Annotated in this window: 23 protein-coding genes and 1 pseudogene; 8 read left to right on the top strand and 16 right to left on the bottom strand. The window is 36.1% G+C overall.

Annotated features, from left to right (window positions below; translation table 11 throughout):
• Positions 1 to 68: 68 nt before the first annotated feature.
• Complete coding sequence (locus F938_RS10685; RefSeq protein ID WP_005031687.1) at positions 69 to 1100, top strand: AraC family transcriptional regulator; 1032 nt, start codon at positions 69 to 71, stop codon at positions 1098 to 1100.
• A 117-nt stretch (positions 1101 to 1217) separates the two neighbouring features.
• Positions 1218 to 1592 carry a glycine cleavage system protein GcvH gene (gene gcvH, locus F938_RS10690; protein ID WP_004830659.1) on the top strand — a complete coding sequence of 125 codons (375 nt, stop codon included), beginning with the start codon at positions 1218 to 1220 and terminating at the stop codon, positions 1590 to 1592.
• Positions 1593 to 1673: 81 nt separating this feature from the next.
• On the opposite strand, the gene F938_RS10695 is transcribed toward gcvH, so the two are convergent.
• From F938_RS10695 to F938_RS10725, 7 genes are all read right to left on the bottom strand, one after another.
• Positions 1674 to 2729, bottom strand: a complete 1056-nt coding sequence (locus tag F938_RS10695; protein ID WP_005031688.1) for a 3-deoxy-7-phosphoheptulonate synthase — start codon at positions 2727 to 2729, stop codon at positions 1674 to 1676.
• Between the two features lie 458 nt (positions 2730 to 3187).
• Complete coding sequence (locus F938_RS10700) at positions 3188 to 5329, bottom strand: sensor domain-containing protein (protein WP_005031689.1); 2142 nt, start codon at positions 5327 to 5329, stop codon at positions 3188 to 3190.
• 326 nt (positions 5330 to 5655) lie between these two features.
• Positions 5656 to 6522 carry an MBL fold metallo-hydrolase gene (locus F938_RS10705; protein WP_005031690.1) on the bottom strand — a complete coding sequence of 289 codons (867 nt, stop codon included), beginning with the start codon at positions 6520 to 6522 and terminating at the stop codon, positions 5656 to 5658.
• Between the two features lie 6 nt (positions 6523 to 6528).
• A complete protein-coding gene (locus F938_RS10710; RefSeq protein WP_005031691.1) occupies positions 6529 to 6939 on the bottom strand; it encodes a DUF6691 family protein in 411 nt (136 codons plus the stop codon).
• Positions 6940 to 6941: 2 nt separating this feature from the next.
• Positions 6942 to 7358, bottom strand: a complete 417-nt coding sequence (locus tag F938_RS10715; RefSeq protein WP_010591261.1) for a YeeE/YedE family protein — start codon at positions 7356 to 7358, stop codon at positions 6942 to 6944.
• A gap of 202 nt (positions 7359 to 7560) precedes the next feature.
• Positions 7561 to 8313, bottom strand: a complete 753-nt coding sequence (locus tag F938_RS10720) for an ATPase (protein ID WP_005031693.1) — start codon at positions 8311 to 8313, stop codon at positions 7561 to 7563.
• Positions 8314 to 8320: 7 nt separating this feature from the next.
• Positions 8321 to 8578, bottom strand: coding sequence for a hypothetical protein (locus F938_RS10725; RefSeq protein WP_005031694.1), 258 nt, complete (start codon positions 8576 to 8578; stop codon positions 8321 to 8323).
• Between the two features lie 232 nt (positions 8579 to 8810).
• Between F938_RS10725 and F938_RS10730 the strand changes: the two genes are divergently transcribed.
• The 5 genes from F938_RS10730 to F938_RS10750 all read left to right on the top strand — a co-directional run bounded on the left by F938_RS10730 (position 8811) and on the right by F938_RS10750 (position 13588).
• Positions 8811 to 9122 carry an ArsR/SmtB family transcription factor gene (locus F938_RS10730; RefSeq protein ID WP_004830638.1) on the top strand — a complete coding sequence of 104 codons (312 nt, stop codon included), beginning with the start codon at positions 8811 to 8813 and terminating at the stop codon, positions 9120 to 9122.
• Between the two features lie 117 nt (positions 9123 to 9239).
• Entirely contained in the window at positions 9240 to 10967 is a 1728-nt protein-coding gene (locus F938_RS10735) for a SulP family inorganic anion transporter (protein WP_005031695.1), read from the top strand.
• A gap of 169 nt (positions 10968 to 11136) precedes the next feature.
• A complete protein-coding gene (sstT, locus tag F938_RS10740; protein ID WP_005031697.1) occupies positions 11137 to 12333 on the top strand; it encodes a serine/threonine transporter SstT in 1197 nt (398 codons plus the stop codon).
• A gap of 31 nt (positions 12334 to 12364) precedes the next feature.
• Positions 12365 to 13039: a YoaK family protein gene (locus tag F938_RS10745; RefSeq protein ID WP_005031699.1), complete on the top strand. Its 675-nt coding sequence runs from the start codon at positions 12365 to 12367 to the stop codon at positions 13037 to 13039.
• A gap of 15 nt (positions 13040 to 13054) precedes the next feature.
• Positions 13055 to 13588, top strand: coding sequence for a DUF2058 domain-containing protein (locus F938_RS10750; protein WP_004830633.1), 534 nt, complete (start codon positions 13055 to 13057; stop codon positions 13586 to 13588).
• A gap of 263 nt (positions 13589 to 13851) precedes the next feature.
• Here F938_RS10750 and F938_RS10755 read toward each other — a convergent pair whose 3' ends face one another.
• The 6 genes from F938_RS10755 to F938_RS10780 all read right to left on the bottom strand — a co-directional run bounded on the left by F938_RS10755 (position 13852) and on the right by F938_RS10780 (position 18302).
• On the bottom strand, positions 13852 to 14592 hold the full coding sequence (locus F938_RS10755) for an adenosylcobinamide-GDP ribazoletransferase (protein WP_005031701.1): 741 nt from the start codon (positions 14590 to 14592) through the stop codon (positions 13852 to 13854).
• Positions 14589 to 15200: a histidine phosphatase family protein gene (locus tag F938_RS10760; protein ID WP_005031703.1), complete on the bottom strand. Its 612-nt coding sequence runs from the start codon at positions 15198 to 15200 to the stop codon at positions 14589 to 14591. The genes F938_RS10755 and F938_RS10760 overlap by 4 nt, the downstream gene beginning before the upstream one ends.
• A 24-nt stretch (positions 15201 to 15224) precedes the next feature.
• Positions 15225 to 16277 (bottom strand): nicotinate-nucleotide--dimethylbenzimidazole phosphoribosyltransferase, encoded by a 1053-nt coding sequence (gene cobT, locus F938_RS10765; protein WP_005031705.1) that lies wholly within the window; start codon positions 16275 to 16277, stop codon positions 15225 to 15227.
• Positions 16278 to 16348: 71 nt separating this feature from the next.
• Positions 16349 to 16870 carry a bifunctional adenosylcobinamide kinase/adenosylcobinamide-phosphate guanylyltransferase gene (gene cobU, locus F938_RS10770; RefSeq protein WP_005031707.1) on the bottom strand — a complete coding sequence of 174 codons (522 nt, stop codon included), beginning with the start codon at positions 16868 to 16870 and terminating at the stop codon, positions 16349 to 16351.
• Positions 16858 to 17526, bottom strand: a complete 669-nt coding sequence (locus F938_RS10775) for a 2'-5' RNA ligase family protein (protein ID WP_005031709.1) — start codon at positions 17524 to 17526, stop codon at positions 16858 to 16860. Before F938_RS10775 ends, cobU begins: the two co-directional genes overlap by 13 nt.
• 101 nt (positions 17527 to 17627) lie before the next feature.
• Positions 17628 to 18302, bottom strand: a complete 675-nt coding sequence (locus tag F938_RS10780) for an HAD family hydrolase (RefSeq protein ID WP_005031711.1) — start codon at positions 18300 to 18302, stop codon at positions 17628 to 17630.
• Positions 18303 to 18463: 161 nt separating this feature from the next.
• On the opposite strand from F938_RS10780, the pseudogene F938_RS23805 reads away from it, so the two are divergent.
• A pseudogene (locus F938_RS23805) lies at positions 18464 to 18872 on the top strand (hypothetical protein); the annotation flags it as partial.
• A gap of 53 nt (positions 18873 to 18925) precedes the next feature.
• Here the strand turns inward: F938_RS23805 and F938_RS10785 are convergent.
• The 3 genes from F938_RS10785 to F938_RS10795 form a co-directional block, all read right to left on the bottom strand.
• Complete coding sequence (locus tag F938_RS10785) at positions 18926 to 19153, bottom strand: hypothetical protein (protein WP_005031718.1); 228 nt, start codon at positions 19151 to 19153, stop codon at positions 18926 to 18928.
• Between the two features lie 38 nt (positions 19154 to 19191).
• Entirely contained in the window at positions 19192 to 19986 is a 795-nt protein-coding gene (locus F938_RS23455) for a hypothetical protein (RefSeq protein ID WP_005031721.1), read from the bottom strand.
• Between the two features lie 201 nt (positions 19987 to 20187).
• Positions 20188 to 20913 (bottom strand): DUF4145 domain-containing protein, encoded by a 726-nt coding sequence (locus tag F938_RS10795; protein ID WP_005031724.1) that lies wholly within the window; start codon positions 20911 to 20913, stop codon positions 20188 to 20190.
• Between the last annotated feature and the right edge of the window lie 9 nt (positions 20914 to 20922).

Raw genomic sequence — 20922 nt, forward strand, 5'->3', positions numbered from 1 at the left:
AGGGTTTTTCCATATCATGACAATATGATGAAACAAGTAAAAGCAATGTTCAGAGCAATGGAAAGCACATGAAAACAGTCTCAGCTCGCCAAGATCAGGGAATTCCTGGTGTTTATGGACTATTATTATTAGATATCGTTTCGCGTTGGGGATATAGTGCGGAAACATTATTTGCACCGTTTAACTTTACCAGTGAACAGCTCGCAGAACCAGAGTGTCGAATACCTACACCACTTGCCAATGAGCTCATTAAACATGCGCTGAAACTGACAGGCGAAAGCACATTAGGCTTTCACCTCGGAACACAGATGCGTATTTCAATTCATGGCTTTATTGGCTATGCCATCATGACTGCCAATGACATTACTGATGCATTGGTACTGGCAAACCGATTTATTCAATTGCGTATGCCCTTTTTGCAATTGTACTTCTCAACATTCGGTGAAAAAGCGACATTACAGTTGCAATGTGATATTGAAATCGAACCTTTGCGCACTGAAATTGTGATGGGTTTGACTTTTGGGATCATGACCATGGCAAAGGCATTAACTGGAATTAATGACCTGCATGGTGATATTGATTTTGACTTTCCAAAGCCAGAAGGTTTTGACAAATACGTTGAAAAACTGTCAAAGCAATATACTATGCGTTTCGAACAGCCACACTTAATTGCCAGTTTTGACAAAGCTTATTTGGGTTTAAAGATGGTCAATGCCGACCCAATTGCCAGTCAAATTGCGATTAACCAATGTGAAGCAGAACTTTCCGCTTTAGGCGAAAGACGCCGTTTAGCAATGCGTGTGCGTGATATTTTAACTCATTCAGAACAGCATTATCTCAGTATCGAAAATGTTGCAGATCGCCTACATATGTCCGATCGTACCTTAAAACGTCAATTGGCAGCTGAAGGAACTTCTTTTTCAACATTGGTTGACGAAGTTCGTTACCGTCACGCAACTTCGTTACTTTCACGTACCGACTATACCCTTGAGCAAATTGCTGATGAACTTGGCTACAGTGATGTAGCAAATTTTAGTCGTGCATTTAAACGTTGGAGTGGACGCAGTCCTAGCAGTTGGCGTAAAGATCCTTACTTATAATATGCTTTGCACTGATTATTGATTTATATGAATAAGTTTATCAGTATCTCTGCTTTTTGTTTTGTTTGAAAAAGCGGTATAACTCGTGGCAAAAATAAATGGATTAATGGAGTCATTATGAATCATCCTTCTGATTTGAAGTATGCAGCAACACATGAATGGGTAAAAATTGAGGGTGATCTCGTGATTACCGGTATTTCAGATCATGCTCAAGATGCTTTGGGTGACCTTGTTTATGTTGAAGCTCCAGAAGTAGGTAGCCGTGTAACTGCTGGCGCTCAGGCAGGTGTTGTTGAATCAGTGAAAACTGCTTCTGATATTCATGCTCCTGTCTCAGGTGAAGTGGTCGAAGTAAATACCGCGCTTGAAGATGATCCAGATTTTGTCAATGATGACCCATATGGCAAAGGTTGGATTTATAAGATTAAGCCAGACAATATTGCTGATGTTGAAAAGTTACTCAGTAACACTGAATATGAAGCTGGACTTTAATTTTTAAGCACTTTATAAAAAGACCAGAATTTTCTGGTCTTTTTAATTTCATATCGAAAATTAGTACAGTTCTACAACTTATTAAGCCGAACACGCTAAAGTCTTTTCAGAAAGCTGTTCAGCAACTTCCAAAAGCAACTGCTCAGTTTTGCTCCAACCTAAACAGCCATCCGTAACAGATTGACCATAAGTCATATCACAAGAAATTTTTTGATTGCCATCAACCAAATGACTTTCCAACATCACACCACGAACATGAGTTAAATGTCTTTCTTCAATAATTTGCTGTAAAACCAACGGTTGCTTTAAAGGGTCTTTACTGCTGTTACCATGGCTACAGTCAATCACCAGCGCAGGTAATTTTCCTTGATGTTGATGGCGAATCTGCTGAATCGATGCAGCATCATAATTGGTTCCTTTGTTAGAACCACGCAAGATGATATGCGCTAAAGGATTGCCCTGACTATGTATGATGCACGGTGTACCTTTTTGACTCATGGCAAGGAATTGATGAGCATGGCTTGCAGATTGGATTGCATCTAAAGCAATTTGAATTGAACCATCTGTACCATTTTTGAAGCCGATACTGAAAGGCATGTGACTTGAAATTTCACGGTGAATTTGTGACTCACTGGTACGAGCACCAATCGCACCCCAAGCCAACAAATCATCAAAATAAGCTGTTGCCATCGGGCTTAAAATTTCGCTGGCAATCGGTAAACCTTTTTCAATAATTTGCAAATAAAGTTGGCGTGACTTCTCTAAACCCAATTGCATATTGGCAGACCCATCTAAATTTGGGTCGTATAAAAAACCTTTCCAGCCCACTGTTGTGCGTGGCTTTTCAATATATGCACGCATCACTAAAAAAATATGATCTGAAACTTTTTCTTGGAGTTGAATTAAACGATCTGCATATTCAAGTGCAGATTTTTCATCATGAATTGAGCATGGACCTGTGATCACAAGTAAACGATGATCTAAACCATTGAGAATGTTTTGAATTGTTTGACGTTGTTCAGCAACTTGAAAAGCAAGTTTATGTTGTAATGGGAATTTTTCTTTTAACTCATAAGGCAAAGCTAACTGAGTTTCTATCGTTTGATTTTGTTGTAAAGCGATATTTAGAGCATTCATAATGTATTCCTTTGGACTCTCACTCAGTCCTAACTTTTATTTGAGCGTATGGGATCTATTCAAATGGGCAATCAAATTGTTCATTTGACCAAAGTAAAACCAATAAAAGTTGCTAAAATATACAGCGTTAAATTTCATCATGACATTCTCCAAAACTTTAAATTCAATCTATTTTAAAAGGTTAATATATAGGCATAAAAAAACCTGATCAGGGTTGCCGATCAGGTATTAACTTTGATGGGCAACCATTTCAGTGCCCGAACGACTTCAGGCAACTATCTAAAGAATTGCCAAAAATAATAAGAAGTAGCGATTACAGGTTGCTTTAACATCTTTATGTCGTTCATAAAAATCTATCTTGAATTCACAATACTCGCTGTGCCATGACTTTTCAAGCTATTTTTAAAAATATTTTGATTTTATATAAATGCGCTGAATAAACTGAATTAATTATGCATTTAATGATACATGTCCGGCGAAACGAGAATCTGTTTGCCTAACATTTTTTGTACTTGATCTGCGTTGATCGCTTGGCTAAATAAGAAACCTTGACCGAATTTGCATCCTATCGCGATTAAACTGTCCAATTGTTGTGTGGTTTCAATTCCTTCAGCGACAATATCTAGTGATAAAATTGGACCAAGCTTGGCAATTCCTTCGACGATCGCCTTGATTGAATCTTCCTCATGCATACGGTTAACAAAATTATAGTCAATCTTGAGGCTATCTACTGGATAATCTCGGATATGTGACATTGAAGAATGCCCTGTCCCAAAATCATCTAAAGCAATACGAACCCCTGCATGTTTAAGTTTTTTTAATGCCCGAACCACATATTCATAACCACGATCTGCAAGTACATGCTCCGTTATTTCGATTTCAATCAAATGTGCAGGAATTGCATAGTTTGTCAGTCGTTTTAATAAAGTTTCGGCATAATTATCTCGCATAAACTCTACAGGTGAGGCATTAATCGAAATGGGAACAACCTTTAAATCCAGGTTCATCCAATGCGACATATCGGTAAAAATACGATCATGCATAATTTCACTGATTTTAGTGGCCAATTCAAAATCATTAAACGCCTCTGCTACGGTAGAGGGGAAATAGACCTCTCCTTCTACATCTCGCCACCGCAATAATGCTTCAAAGCCAATAATTGAACAATCATCCAGTTTTACTTTAGGCTGGTAAAATGCCTCAACCTGATTACTTCGTATCATGTATCGTGCAGTATGTAATTGTTTAGCTTTACGTTGTGCAGTCTCCAACATATCAGCCCCAAACATACGCACACCACCACGTCCACGCTCTTTTAAGTCATTCAATGCTGTATCGGCACATTTTAAAAGACCCGATCCATCTTTAGCATCATCAGGGTAAATTGCTCCACCAATACTCATACCGCCGTTTAATAACTTACCAGTATAAGTAATTGGCGCTTCTAATTGTTTTAATAATTTTTTTGAGACTGTTTCAATTTTTTGATTGTTTTCTACATTTTCAACCACTACAGCAAACTCATCCCCCCCCAGTCTCGCAATATAGGCATGTTCATCAAGACAATTGGCTAGTCGTTTCGATAAAACTTTGAGTAAATGATCCCCTGCTGAATGCCCTAAAGTATCATTAATGTGTTTAAAATGATCGAGGTCAAGTAATAATAATCCAATTTTGCCACGGGAATCTCGGGCTTTACTGATCGAAGATTTTAGCCTTTTTTTGAATACACGACGGTTCATCAAACTCGTCATTTCATCAAATTCACTGTTTAATCGTAGCTTTTCTTCAGCAATGCGTTGTTTCGTAATATCTCTTGATACACACAAAATACTGGTCGTTTGCCCTTGTGCATTGACAATAGGCGTCAATATATTGTCCCAATACATGGTGACATTATTTAAAATACTCTTTCCAGCAAATCGGGCATTTTTTCCTTTAGCCGCTTCTTTGATTGCTTTTTTACCTTGCTCACGCACTTCAGGGGGCAACAATCCCAACCATTCCATACCAAAACTTGTGACTTTTTCTTGTCCGAGTAGTGCGAGACTGCCCGATTTATTCATGTGTAAAACATAACCATCTGGGCTAATGATTTTGATACAGTCAACACTCGCATCGAGCATGTCAGTATTGGCTTTTAATAATTGTTGAGTTTCCTGTAATTTTGAAAGGCGTTCATGAATATTGCTACATGTGATTGTCCAATCAAAATATTGCTTTTGATATAACGCACTTTGTGCGTTCAATAAAAACCATTGATATTTACCATCATGGCGTCGGATACGGCATTCTTGTTCAAAACGTTGACCTGTTTTGTATGCTTTCATCCAAATGTTTTGCATCAGCGCTCTATCTTCTGGATGTAAAAACTCCATCCATTGATGAGCGTCAATCTCATTATGATCAATTCCGAAATATTGTTTTAAAGCAGTATTACAATAGCCTTCACCAAATTTAGTCATCCAAATTAAATGTGGAACTTGGTCTAAGGCAAACTTAACTTCATTTGAAATTTGCACACACTGCGGCTTTATAGAATTCCGAGACGAACCCACCTGATTTATATTTCGATCATAAGGTAAATGTGCGCCAGCCATAGATTAATCCTATAATATCAGTGCAAATTCAATATAAACTCTTTTTCTAGATGATATATTTTAGCCACATGTTTATTTTGCAATCATTAACAGAAATGTTAACCCTTTCATTTATCAGAAAATAAATTGAATCAAGTCACATTTATAATAAAAGAATGCGAAATTATAGACAAATTTATCAATAAAATCTATGTTTAAATTATTGTCTACTATTTTTCTAATTTATCTTCATCAGATTAACACTGACATGTTTATTCACAATAATCAATTGAAGTTTGTCGGATAATATTTGAAACAATTGACTATTGTTTAAAATCACTTTTTTATTATTTAAAATAATTTAGCGGCAACTTCAAGTATCGAACCCCATTACTTTCAGCTTCAGGAAACTTCCCTGCATCCATATTGATTTGGATCGCAGGAAGAATCAATTTAGGCATGGATAAGCTAGCATCACGCTGTTCACGCATGCGAATAAATGCTGGTTTTGTGACACCGCTATGGATATGAATATTTTCTTGGCGTTGAGTTTTAAGATCCGTTTGGCAAGCATAGTCTGTACGTGACTCAGAAAGATAGTCATGGCATAAAAAAATGCGAGTATCATCAGCTAATTTAAAAATCTGCATGACAGAATCATAAAGTTGTGCCGCACTACCTTTTGGAAAGTCACAACGAGCAGTACCATAATCTGGCATAAACAATGTATCACCAACAAATGCCGCATCTCCGATCACATAGGTTAAACAAGCAGGAGTATGACCAGGTGTCGGAATATTATAAGCCTCTAATTGACCTATTTTAAAAACTTCATGATCTTTAAATAAATAGTCAAATGACTGATGAGAGTTTAATGCCTTTATATCCAGATGATAAATTTGGCTAAAAGTATCCTGTACGATAGCAATCTTTTCACTCATTGCAATTCGTCCACCAAGCTTTTGCTTTAAGTATTGTGAAGCCGTTAAATGATCAGCATGTACATGTGTTTCCAAAATCCACTCAACACAAAGTTGGTGTTGTTGAATATATTCAATGATTTGATCTGCATGCGTGGTGCTGGTGGTCGCTGATGCTGTATCATAATCCAATACACTGTCAATAATTGCACAACATTTGCTTATTGGATCAGTCACAACATAACTGAACGTATTGCTGTTTTCATCAAAAAAATCTTGAACAATTGGATTCATCACCAACTACACTCCTACAACCTTACGGTGAATAAGGACACCAGCCAACATTGCGATAATAAAGTACAGTGCGGGATAAACACCTGCGCCGATCAAAGTAAATGCAGGAGCTGGACATATACCTGCGATTCCCCATCCTATTCCAAAAAGCACAGCGCCGAGGATCAACTTTGTATCGATTTTCGTATTGATCGGTAAGTCAATTTTTTCATTAAATAAAGTGACTGGCTGACGTTTCACCTTCTGAAATGGTAAAAATGCGACCATGATCGCGCCGATCATGACAAAAGCCAAACTTGGGTCCCAATGACCAAATATATCTAAAAAACCAATCACTTTTGCAGGATTCGACATGCCTGAAAGCATGAGACCAATTGCAAATAAACCACCAAAAACAAAAGCAAATATATTTTTCATGTTCATGCTCCCAACACATGACGCATCACATAAACAGTCATGAATCCTGTCAGCATAAAAGTACAGGTTGCAACGAATGAGCGTTTAGATAAGCGACTAATCCCACAAATACCGTGTCCACTGGTACAGCCTGAACCCAGTCGCGTACCAAATCCAACCAAAAGACCTGCAATGATCAATAAAATTGGATCTGTAGTCATCATTTCAATTTGAGGATGAACCATAGAATTATAAAAAAATGGCGTAATCAACAAACCTAATAAAAACCATAATGCAGGCGTTTTTAATAGGGTTTTAGGGTTTAATACTTGTGCAACTAAACCACTAATACCCGCAATACGACCATTCACCAATAAATAGCCGACAACAGCCAGCCCAAGTAAAGTGCCACCAATGAAAGCAAGGATAAAGTCATGCATCATTTTAAACCCAAACAATATATATTTTTATAATATATGTTTTAATAATTTATTCAATATCATTGTTGTATATCGATATAAACTTTTCTGCAAACACATGAATAATATAAATTTTCAAAATTAAGCGCTATGAGTTTGGCTAGACCAACTCATAACTCGTTGATACATTGACAGACCTTTGAATGAAAAATTGAATACAGAATCATTCTTCATTAAATTCATTCAATACTTTATCAACAAACCATTTGGGAAAATAATGGACAGCTGGATTTAATTTTAATACTTCGGCATTCTCAATTTCAGCAATAAAAGAAGCTTTTTCACCATCACTTGAATTATCAAAAATATATGCGCGATCAGAAACCTCAATAGCGGACATCAATAAATCTAAACTGCGATAGTATCGTTCATAGATCTTATGTTCTGGAACATCATGTCCACCGGCATAAACACGATACTTAACACGTGCAATATTTATTTTAGGATCTACTGTTGCAACATAATATAAATATGTTTTGAACCCTTGACGTTTTGCTTCACCTAAGAATTCGACTTTACTAGCATGTGACATCACTGTTTCAAATGTAAAGCTTATTTTGAGCTTTAAAAACTCCATTCGAATAAAATCAATGATGCGCGCACAAAGATATGAATCTACTTCATCTAATTCAAAAACAATCACTTGATCATGTATGATTTTAGGTTGAGTGAATAATAGAGGTACTAATGTTTCATTTCTTTTACGTTTATTTTGTTTTAAAAACGTCAATAAGGCAGGAGCTGATAAAGCTGCATGGTAATCATTTAAACAGAGTTGCTGAGTAGCAAGCAACTGCTTTTCCAGTTCATCAGCATTTAAATACGCTCCAATTTGATTCGGAGCTAAATAATCTTTGATGGTACTTTTACCTGATCCATTCGGACCAGCAAACATTCTTATTCGTGGTGGTCGCATGTAAAAATTATGCCAAGACCTCTTGTTTCTTTTTACGCTTTAAAACACTACGTTTTAATTTAGGTAATATATATGCTGTAGATAAATCTTGAATAACGGTGACTTCACCATGCAATTGTTGAACAAGTAGTCGATCTTTAACATAGGTGACACCCGCATCAGACAAACTCGCCTGCCTAAATGCATCATGAAATGCATCAATAGCAAGCATTGGAATTGTTGCTTCTTCCCGTAATGAAGTTTTCATGACTGTAAATTGACTCATGGAAAAATCCCCAGTCTGTTTGCGTTGTTTTCGTTATCATAACATAAGACGTATTTTTGTCTATTTATTCAACATCTTTCATACATGTCAAAATACCGCTAAATATTGTATAAATATCAACATGTATATATTTATAAAATTGATTTAGAAATTCACGAAAAAACATATGTTCGAACCCATGCGACATGCTTGGACACAGTTATACTAAGCCAAACCATGATGGAAATGTTTTATGCCCAACGATCTTAAAATTGATGTCATGCGTGACTCTGCCTCATCAGTTGTTACAATCCTAAAATCTTTGGCGAATACTGATCGTTTACTCATTTTGTGTCATTTGGCTCAACAAGAGTTGAATGTTTCACAAATTGAAGAACATACTCAAATTAATCAACCAACACTCTCACAACAATTAATGATGTTACGTAAAAGTGATGTGGTTGCGACACGTAGAGATGGAAAACAGATTTATTATTCGATTAAAGATGACAAACTCACCACTGTTTTAAAAATGCTGTATGACCTTTACTGTCCTAAAATTTAAACTTTTCTATAATTTTAAAAATAAAAACAGAAACTTATCTCTTAAGCACTTATTGTCGCTATTTTTCTTAGCATTTTTTCTGCATAATATATATGAAAATGTGATATTGAAAATCCAATGGCTACTCCTAGATTGCAATTTAGTAAAATGCTTCCTGCTTGGCAATGGTTACAAGACTATACTGTTCCTAAATTTCGAGCCGATTTACTCGCCGCTTTAATCGTTATTGCCATGCTGGTTCCACAAGGAATGGCATATGCAATGGTTGCAGGCTTGCCTCCAGTCACGGGGTTATATGCCAGTATTTTACCAATGATCATCTATGCCATCGTTGGCGGAAGCCCAACTTTGTCCATTGGTCCTGTTGCACTGATTTCGATGATGACCTTTGCAACGCTTGAACCTTTGTATGAGGTTGGATCACCTGTTTATATTCAAGCCGCATGCTTATTGGCAATTTTAGTTGGCATACTTTCGACATTACTTGGCATTTTTAGGTTTGGTTTTTTAATTCGTTTAATCAGCCATCCTGTAATTAAAAGTTTTATTATCGCCTCTGCTGTGTTGATTGCACTCAGCCAAGTGAAGTTTATGTTGGATATTCCACTAAAATCAGGAAATATCGTTGAGTTTATCCAAAGTGCTTGGCAATATCTTCGATTTACCAGTATTGAAACTTTAGTTTTTGGTATCGCTGCAACACTGTTTTTGCTCTATATGCCAAACCTTTTGAAGTCAAAAATCTGCCATACCTTTTCAACTTCTGTGCAATTTTGGATCAAGGCACTGCCTCTTATATTGGTGTTTATTTCAATTGCATTGATTCATTTTTTACATATAGATCAATATGGAATTAAAACTGTCGGTGAAATTCCTTCAGGATTTCCACCGTTTGCCATGCCTTACTGGAACTGGGATTTAGTGATTCAGCTTCTGCCTGGTGCAGCCATGATTACAATGGTCAGTTTTGTAGAGTCTATATCCATAGCTCAGACGACTGCCTTTCAACAACGTAGTGAATTAAATAGCAATCAAGAGCTTATAGCCTTAGGTCTTGCCAATTTTAGTGCTGGTGTTACCTCGGCATTTCCTGTGACGGGTAGCTTATCCCGTACTGTAGTCAATGCAGATGCTGGTGCAAAAACACCGATGGCTGGAGTTTTATCATCTATTTTTATTGTTATTGTCAGTTTATATCTTACAGGATTATTTAAAGAGTTGCCTCTGGCAATTCTTGCAGCAACCATTATGGTGTCGATTTGGAAGTTAGTCGATTTTAAGCCGTTTATTGAAACTTGGCGCTATTCAAAAGCAGATGGTCTTGCAATGTGGGTGACCTTTTTTGGCGTATTGTGTATCGACATTTCTACAGGTCTAATCATCGGCATTATTTCGACATTCATTTTGTTATTGTGGCGAATCAGTCGCCCACATATCGCTGTGATTGGTCTAGTTGAAGGTACTCAACACTTTCGTAATATTTCCCGCCATGAAGTGCTGACCAGTACCAATATTGTCTCAATCCGTATAGATGAGAATTTAACTTTTTTAAATGCTAATACTTTAAAAGAATTTGTGATTTTTGAAGTCAGTCAACATCCTGAACTGCATCATGTTGTGATTAATTGTTCAAGTATCAGCAATATTGATGCAAGTGCTTTAGAAACATTGGAAGAAATCAATAATGAATTAAAGAATTTAAAAATTCAGATGCATTTTACTGAGATTAAAGGTCCAGTTATGGATCGTTTAAAACAGTCGAATTTAATCAATGAACTGAGTGGGACAGTCTATTTGACGCATTACCAAGCAATGCATGCCTTAGATGCTCAAACTTTCAGATAAAAAATCATTTAATTTATCAACAATTTTTAATATGATTGCTGAAAAAGCTATATATTTTTTAATATCTTAATTTTTATGGTGAAAATGTGGTATTTAAGTTTTCGCGTTTAGGTATAGAATAGCCGGCTTGTTCATTGATTTTAGACCAGTTTAGGCAAAAAGGTTCAATATGTTTGCTGCCCTAGCACGTTTAAGTTTAGTTACACGTATTCTTATTGCCATCATTCTTGGTTTTTTAGTTGCGTATTTATTTCCAAATTCAGCCGGATATTTCAATATTTTAGGCGAGCTTTTTATTAAAGCATTAAAATCTATTGCACCGATTCTGGTATTTGTATTGGTTCTCGCTTCAATTGCTAATTTTAAAGTGGGTGGCGGTGCAAGCAATTTAAGACCTATTCTGATTTTATATGCCATCGGAATGTTATTGGCTGCGATCAGCGCAATAATAATTAGTACATTATTCCCAAGTACACTCATTTTCACGCATGCCAGTGAAGCAGCTTTACAACCACCAGGAAGTGTGGCTGAAGTATTAAAAAATTTACTGCTGAGTTTTATTACCAACCCAATCACAGCACTACATGAAGCCAATTTTATTGGTATTCTGGCTTGGGCTGTTGGTCTAGGTGCTGCACTTCGTCATGGTTCGGAAACCACAAAACAAGTGATTACAGATGTAGCAGATGCAGTTAACAGTATTATTCGTATTGTGATTTCATTTGCGCCAGTCGGTATTTTTGGTTTAGTGGTCGCTACTTTTGCACAAGCTGGTTTGGAAACGCTAAAAAACTATGCACATTTGATTGCAGTCCTTGTGGGAACAATGTTGTTTGTTGCGTTGGTGATCAATCCATTGATCGTGGGTATTGTGATGCGTAAAAACCCATACCCTTTGGTACTCAAATGCTTAAGAGAAAGTGGAATTACTGCATTCTTTACGCGTAGTTCTGCGGCCAATATTCCAGTCAATCTTGATTTGGCGAAGCGTTTGGGTGTAAATGATACCACTGCCAACGTCGCGATTCCTTTAGGTGCGACAATCAACATGGCTGGCGCAGCAGTAACGATTACGGTACTCTCTCTAGCAGCAGTACATACCCTTAATATTCATGTTGATATTGTCACCATGGTTATCTTATGTATTGTATCTGTTTTATCTGCATGTGGTGCTTCAGGTGTTGCCAGTGGTTCTTTGCTACTGATTCCAATTGCATGTGGTTTGTTTGGGATTCCTTCAGAAATCGCGATGCAAGTGGTGGCGATTGGGATGGTCATCAGTGTATTGCAAGATTCAACAGAAACTGCATTAAATTCATCTACTGACGTTATATTTACAGCAGCAATTGACCTCTCAAAAAGGTAATTTGCCGAAGGTATGAAGAAAAGAAGGAATTATGCCTCTTCAATATTTACCAGCCTGGATTCAGCTTGGTGCTTTTATGCTTGCAGTCAATGCAGGCATAATTAATGTATTGGGCTTAATCACGGTTCTACACCAATCGATCTCTCATATGACGGGTAATGCCAGTTTGTTTGCTCAAGCACTGGTACATCAACAATATAGTCATGTTGTATATCTGCTGCTGATTATCATCAGTTATGTGCTGGGTTCAAGCTATAGTGGCTATATTTTAGGTAATAGTCATTTTCAACTTGGTCGTAGATACGGCATACCGCTGAGTCTAGTCAGTATTTTTATTTTTTTGTGTTGGGTATTTATTCCCTATCATCCGCAATACGCCTTACTTTGGGCAAGTGCCGCCATGGGTATACAAAATGCCATGGTGAGCCATTACAAAGGTACAATTATTCGTACCACGCATCTTTCAGGTGTATTAACAGATTTAGGATTAGCATTAGGCTATTTTTTCAGAGGGCTTGTGGTTGAAAAACGCCGCATAACTTTGCATTTACTGATTCTTTTTGGATTTATTCTGGGTGGAATCATTGCCAGTATTGTCCATCCTTATTTACAATTGAATGCATTCCTTATCCCTGCTGGATTAAGTTTAGTATTAAGCTTAGTGTATTGGTTTATTTATTTTCGGCATGGCTCGAAACACAGTTAATCGTTGGTTATTATTATGGTTAAAAACGCATTACAAGCGCAATTACTCAAAGCTGGCTTAGTTGATAATAAAAAAGCAAAGAAGCTTTCTAAGCAAGCACAACATGAACAGCGTACTGGTCAAAGTAATGAGGCTGAACTCAAAGCAAAAATTGAGCAAGACAAACAAGAAAAAGTCTCTAAAGACCAGGCACTGAATCAAGAAAAACAAAGAATTTTAGATGAAAAAGCATTGAAAGCATCAATCATCCAAATGATCAAGCAACATAAAATCAAAGATACAGATGGTGATGTTACCTATCAGTTTATTGATGGTTCAATTAAGAAAATTTATCTTAATCAACAAGTCTACAATGCTCTGGTTGCAGGTAGCTTAGTGATTGCACATGATCATGATGCTTATGCCATATTACCTAAAGCTTTAGCAGATCGTATCAATGAGAAAATGACTGGCTTTATTATTGTCAATAATTCTGAAAAGAATGAACAGGTCACAGATGAAGAAGATCCGTATGCAGCTTACGTCATTCCAGATGATTTAATGTGGTAATTTTGGGTCAGATTAAAACGTATTTAATTATGTAAAAAATGGATTGTGTGCTCAGGTGAATCGAAAAGAATCATCGACACAATCCAGCTTAAACAGCGCAATGAACGATCTTGAAATAAGCATTCTGGCACTAACCATATGTATTTTTGTCACGCAATCAATGCATTGGTATCAATAGATATCAAATATAGCTGTGACTTTGAAATCACTTAATCAAAAAAAGTCTTGATTAATATTCCCACACTAAGAACGATCAAGAATAATTAAAGATAAAAACCCAAAATCACAAAACTAAGCAAACAAACAGTTTCTGCAATCTCTATACTCGCACCAATCGTATCCCCTGTAATGCCATCAATTCTTTGAATAAATTTATGTCGGAGATAAATGAGCGTTAAAATAAAAATGATTGCTGTCGCTAATCCAACCCAAACAAAGTATCCGACAGCCAATAGACTGATACTAAAAATGATGATCGACCATGTTTTAGGGATGTATTGTGCAATGGTAGAACCTAAACCTCTTTCACGAACATATTCTGTGGTCAGAAATAAAAAAAGTGGCGTTAAACGTCCAAAAACTGGAAATAACACCAAAGCAGTGTAGAGTTGTTCTTGAAGTAAAACATACAATGCAGACCATTTAATGATACAAACAATGATCAGACTTAATACGCCGATTGGTCCACAGGCAGGGTCTTTCATTATTCTAAGGGTATTTTCTTTATCGCCAAAACCACCTACCCATGCATCGGCAGTATCGGCCAAACCATCCAGATGAAGTCCACCTGTTAACCAAATCCAGATCACCAGAATAAAAGTGCTTAATAAAACAACAGGTAAAATATGCAATAGGCTGGCTACTGCATAAAGCACTAAGCCAATTAATAAACCAACCACTGGATAGAATAATAATGAACAGCCATTCTGCTGCGGTGAAGGCATTTTTCTTAAATGAACAGGAACAATCGTTAGAAACTGCAATGCAATAAAAAATGGAGTCATTTACCATCCTCCAAAAGTTCCAGTTGCATGGTTTCACTGTCTAAAATAAAGCGATTTAATTGCCCTAAATCAGCAGTCATTTTTAAAATATCATCTAAAGATTGTTGCAGTGCCATACATTTTAATAACTTAATCACACCGCCATGTGTGACCACTAAAGCAGTTTGACTGTTTGATGCCAGCATATGTTGTTGAATCGAATACAATGCCTGATTGATTCGAGATTGAAAATCTAAATATTTTTCAGCATTGGGTGGGGTAAAACGAGTTGGGTACTGCCAAAAATTTGCCAAAAGTTCAGGAGAATCTGTATAAATCTGTTGAACAGAAATACCCTCCCAGTCCCCAAAATGTATTTCTTGAAGCCGTTGATCCTGCATCAACGGAATCCTGACTTGTTGTGAAAAAGACTGAGCAAATTGTGCACAGCGTTTTAAAGGAGAGCTGAACACATAATCCCACTGTGTTTGAACTGAGTTTTGATCTAAGAATATGCTCTGGTGCATTTGCTGCCAGCCCAATTCTGTTAAATCGTCATCAGTCGAGCCGCGCAAAGTATGACTTAGCGTGGTTTCGCCGTGACGTAATAGATCAACCCTCAGTTTCATTTATCTGCTCTTGTTTTGAATATTTTAAACTTTTTCACCAATCACAGCAGCTTCAGCAAATGTTGCCATATTGTTATGTAAGCTACATGCGAGTTTAATGACCCCTAGTGAGGCTCCTGCTCCACTTCCTTCCCCCAAACGCAAATTCAATTTTAATAATGGATCAGCATTGAGTTCTTGTAATATACGCAAGTGACCATATTCAGCAGATTGGTGCCCAAACAACATCCACTGACGAACTGCAGGATTCAACTGAACTGCTACCAAAGCTGCAACAGAACTGATAAATCCATCCACAATCACAGCTAAACCGACCTGAGCACAACGAATATATGCACCCGTCATTGCTGCAATTTCTAAGCCACCGACTGCACAAAGCGCCTTAAATACATCACTTTTAACATAATTTTTATGCATTTCAACAGCATTTTTAATTATATTTTTCTTATGTATCAATTGCTCTTCTCGAATCCCTGTACCTACACCTGTTAATTGCTCTGCTGGTTCATTTAATAAAAAGCTTGCAACGGCTGAAGCAGCACAGGTATTTCCTATTCCCATTTCTCCAGCAATATAAATCGAAGCATGATTGGCAAAGGCTTTTTCAACACTTTTACGTCCTAAATCCATAGCTTTAGCACATTGTTCTTCAGTCATCGCCACTTGTTTTGCAAAGTTTGCTGTTCCTGGTGCAATACAGTGACGTTCAACACCTTGATATTCGTAAGCGTCTCCGACCGTACCACAATCAATCACTTGCAATGTCGCTGCATATTCTTTGGCAATCACACTGATACATGCGCCGCCAGTTGCAAAATTTTGCAGCATTTGTCGTGTTACCGCTTGCGGATAGGCTGACACATTTTCTGCCATTACCCCATGATCACCTGCAAATATTGTAATCCAAGGATGTTCAAGCTGTGGTTTAGGATTATTTTGTAGACTTGCCAATTGCACAGCGACATTTTCTAGAGCAGCAAGTGAACCCGTCGGCTTGGTCAATTGCGATTGACGTTGTTCAGCCTGTTGTTTCATCTCTGCACTTGGAACTTTGCATGCTTCTAACCACCAACTCATTGTTTTTCTCCATATCAATCATTTTTAAACATATAAATATCAATTCGATCTATGATTTCGACCACTAGAAATCATAGAGCTTCGTTTTTTAAAACCATTGGAAAACCAGCAACACAAAATAAAACTTTATCAGCAATTTGCCCCAACTGCTGATGCAAGCGCCCAGACTCATCAACGAATTTACGGGTGATTTCTCCCATAGGAACAACACCAAGTCCAGTTTCATTACTCACCAAGATCACTTGAGACTCTAATTTAGGCAGGATTTGCAGTAGTTTTTGACATTCCTGAATCTGTAGATTTTGATCATCATGTATTAACAAATTACTCATCCACAAAGTTAAACAATCGACTAGAATCAAATGCCCTTTTTGATCATTTTTTTCCAATATATCCGCAAGATAATGTGTTTCTTCAATCAATTCCCATTCACTTGGGCGTTGCGACTGATGGTGAGCTATGCGTACTTGCATTTCCTGATCCCAAGCTTGGGCAGTCGCAATATAGATCACTTTTAAATCTGAATCTTTTGCAATCTGTTCTGCAAGTTTACTTTTTCCAGAACGTGCGCCCCCCAAAATTAGTTGCAGCATGGATTCTGCTCCAAAGATACTTTTTTAGTATTTGAGTTGAGTGAATAGTATTCTAAATCAAATAATTTGCCTTGTAGATCGTTTGCTTTATAAAAACCAAAATGCAGTTGATCTATCGTGATTTCAAACTGTTGTTGCTGTGTCATTTCAATTTCTTCTAAAATTTGTTGTGATGGAAACTCTGCCTTATAAAGTCCTAGAGTAATATGTGGACAATATTGTGTAGGTGCTATTTCTTGGGTTGAATATGATAAAATTTTTTTAATATTGCTTAGGCTATTTTGATCATCATGAATATCAACAAAAAGTGCACTGCTAAAACTATTTATCTTACCCGTCTTGAGTTTAAAAGGTTGAAGATTACTTTTCTTTAAATCTTGCAGATGCTGTTGTAATTGTTTGAATTGGAAATCATCATCGAATTGTGGAGATAAATCTGTTAAAAACCCACAAATATATATCGTGATATGAAATTGTCGTGTGTTGGGATGAAATAAAAAATTTGAAAACTTTTGTCTCAATTGATTTAGATAATCAACTAAGGCTGGATGCTTAATTTCAATGTACCATAAAGCGTAGTTTTCCCTCCCTTTGTGCCACTCAGGATAATCATATGCTTGTGTTACTACAGTGGTACTTTGGGAATGTAAGAACATGTTAAAATTCACATTCGTTTGAATGACTCTATTAAAGCATGGAATCCACTGATTTAATTACTAAATTGCATGAGTGTTGTTCAATCAAAAGAGAATTTTATTCAATTTAATTGTTCAAGCTTACTTTTAAAATCTTTCATTGACTCAAAATAATCATCTGCCATGTCCAACATGCGCTGATTTGGCGCTTTAATATCTCGAATCAAAATAGCTACACCACTTGCATCGTGTGCTGAACGAAGCCCATTTTCTGAATCTTCAATCATAAAGCAGTTTTTTGGTGCTAAATTGAATTTTTCACACGCAGTTTTAAAAATTTCTGGATGAGGTTTTCCTTGTAATACCTCATCACCACACACTAAAAATTTAAAATAATGCTCAATATTGGCGATTTGAAGGTATTTCTCCGCAATCTCCCGCGCACTTGATGTAGCGACTGCCATGGGAATCTGACGTGAATACAAATACTTCAATGCTTCGAGTACACCCTCTTTTAATGGCACGCCATTTGACTCAATCATTGCCAATTCAATTTGAGCTGCACGTTTACGAATCTGCTGATAAGGAATATTTGCGCCATAAAATTGCTGTGCTAAAAGTTCAGAGCTTGACTCATTAAGCCCTAAGCATTGCATTAAATAATCCAGTGAGAATTCAAGCTGCATAATGTCTAAAGAGGATTGTTGTAAAGCTTTAAATCTAAGCCGTTCTGTATCCAGTAAAGTGCCATCCATGTCAAAGATCGCAGCTTGAATAATATGTTGATGAAACTTCACACTTGACCTATAGAAAATAAATAAAAGGGAGACGTATATCTCCCACACATTAAAATAGCAAACTATTGAATATTATAGCATTGCTTAAGCTTTAAATAATCATAATAATAACTCTTGGTTTTATAACGCGCATAATCACATTCTTGTTTAAAACTCCCTAAAAGCAACAAGAAAGATTTTTAAAATTGATTGTTACTATATTACCCAACTTTAGTAAAGGTGCACATGATGCTGGTGGTAACGGTGATTTCTTAGCTGAGGAAGCCATGCAAGTCAAATTCGGTGATCGTAAAAGCAATCATACTGACAGACTCATGGTACCGAGAACACACCACATTTTAAAGCTGCACTAGAAGATGGCGATATTGTGAATATGCCAACGGATCAGGACATCGTAGAAGACCATCAAGCTTTTATTATGATCAAAGGTGTGGCACGTATCCCCTCAACTGGATCAAACAGCAATGATAAAGTTCGTCAGGGGATAGTGGTATTGCACATTTATTGGCTGATTATGCGAGTAAGAATCCATCTGCCCTAATTGAATTTATTACACTTCCAAGTCATTAGCAGATTGAAATGAACCCTAATGATTTTGATAGGGTTAGTGATGTCAGGTATTTTTAATAAATTCTGTTGTACTTACCTTGAAAGATATGATCAATTTGTTCCATATATTCTAATGCTAGAAACAACTTTGGACTTTCATATTGATTGGATAGGAAATAATCAATAAGTCCATTGGCATTAACAGATACATCAATAATCTGAATTGTTGGGTCGTAATCTTTTAGTTTACTTATCTCAAAATTAATTTCGGCTAGTAAAGCTTTTTTCTCGATAGACTGCATATATATTGCTCACAAACATTTGAAGGTATGAAAAGATGTTATTCAATTTTATTGAAATAAACAAATTTTTCGTTTTCTTCTAAAGTATAAGAGTAGCAATATGTATTATTCTCTAAATCACTAAATTCAACTTTAATAACCTCATCTTTAAATATGGGATTTTTTTGATATGATAAAGTATAAAATTTTATTTTAGTAACATCAGTGGGCTTCATCTCATCTATATTTAATATTTGGCGAACTTCTAAGGTTGAATTTATTGTCATACTCCACACCTGTGATGTTATTTTAATGAATTTTATTGGAATATTTAAATTTATAAAAACTAAATAAAAAGAATTCTTAATGTTTGAATATTCAATATTTTTTATGAGGTTAGTGCCACTTAAGCTGAGTCGAGGCAAAGATTGATATTCTTTTTCTTGAAGTACACTTTCAAACTGTTTCTCAGCAAGTAAAAACATATTTTGCTGAGCTTCGACAGATTTCTGCATTTCATAAACCTGTTGCTTAAGTGTAGCATTTGAAATCTTCAACTCTTCTGCTTGCATTATTAATGCTTTAGTATTCTGTTTTAGCTCAATACCTTGTTGTTTATAACCTAGGTATAAAAATAAAAAAGCGAGTGGTGCAAATGACCCTGCTAAAAAATCACCTAGTTCATTAGATGATAGCATAAAATTTTTGCCATCACTACGAATAAAAAGAGCTGTGTAAATGACTATAAATAATAAGTAGATTACTACAAACCAGAATGACCATTCTTTATAAAAAGTTGGACTTACATTTTCAATATTAGTTTCTACAATTGAATCTTTATTAGGCCCTGACATAGAATCTTTTTCCGTCTTATTAGAAAGTTATAAAAATAAAATAATAAAACGAAGCGACAAACCTTGTTGGAGCAAGATTCGTCCCTTTGGTAAATTCACTACCGCAGGCAAAGCCTCGTTATCCTGTACAGGATAAAAAGAGGCTATCAGAAAATGAGAAGATTTTGCAGTAGGTAAGATAATCAAGCTCAACTCAATATATTAATTTTGTCTTCGAGCCATTCTTCGTTGTTGTGCATTTTGAACACGAGCAGGTTCAGTATAGACTCTCTCAAGTAAAATATAAGTGAAGTCTAGGAGATCCGCAGCATCATCCTTAGTTAGTGTGCCATCGTGTGCTGCATCATTGCCGTCATCTTTTATACCTCGAGATAAGTCTTCTAAATCTCTAGGTAAAATATTTTTAGTAAATATCCAATTCAACCGACTATGGATAGATTTATTATCATTAGCTGATGGACTTAAATTTTGATTTTGAAAAAGAATATGTTTTGTTGTTATATCTAGACAAAGTCTAAACATAGCTCCTGAAGCATTGAAACAACCTATAGCAAAACATTTAGCAGCTTCATTAAAAATTTTTTCAATATCTGAAGGAATATACTCTGGCGGTAACTCAGCATTAGGTAAAATTGGAGAGTAATTAAAATTTTCAAACCATATAAAAATATCTACATGAGAATCTAGATAATTCTTAATCTCAGTCATAATAGTTTGAAAATTATTGTGAGTGTTACGTTTTAAACTGATGGCTCTTTCTAATTTAATTACAGCATTAATCGTAAAAGTTGCATAACATGCTCTACATGTCGAAAAAAGATACCATTCTCTAAACTCATAAAGTGAAATTCTCAGTGTATGTCCTTTTACATCAAATGTGCTTTTTTTAGCATTACAGTTTGGGCAATCAAAAACAAATGTACTCATTCACAATTC

Origin of the sequence: Acinetobacter bereziniae LMG 1003 = CIP 70.12 (genome assembly GCF_000368925.1) — a bacterium.
Classification (GTDB): Bacteria; Pseudomonadota; Gammaproteobacteria; order Pseudomonadales; family Moraxellaceae; genus Acinetobacter; species Acinetobacter bereziniae.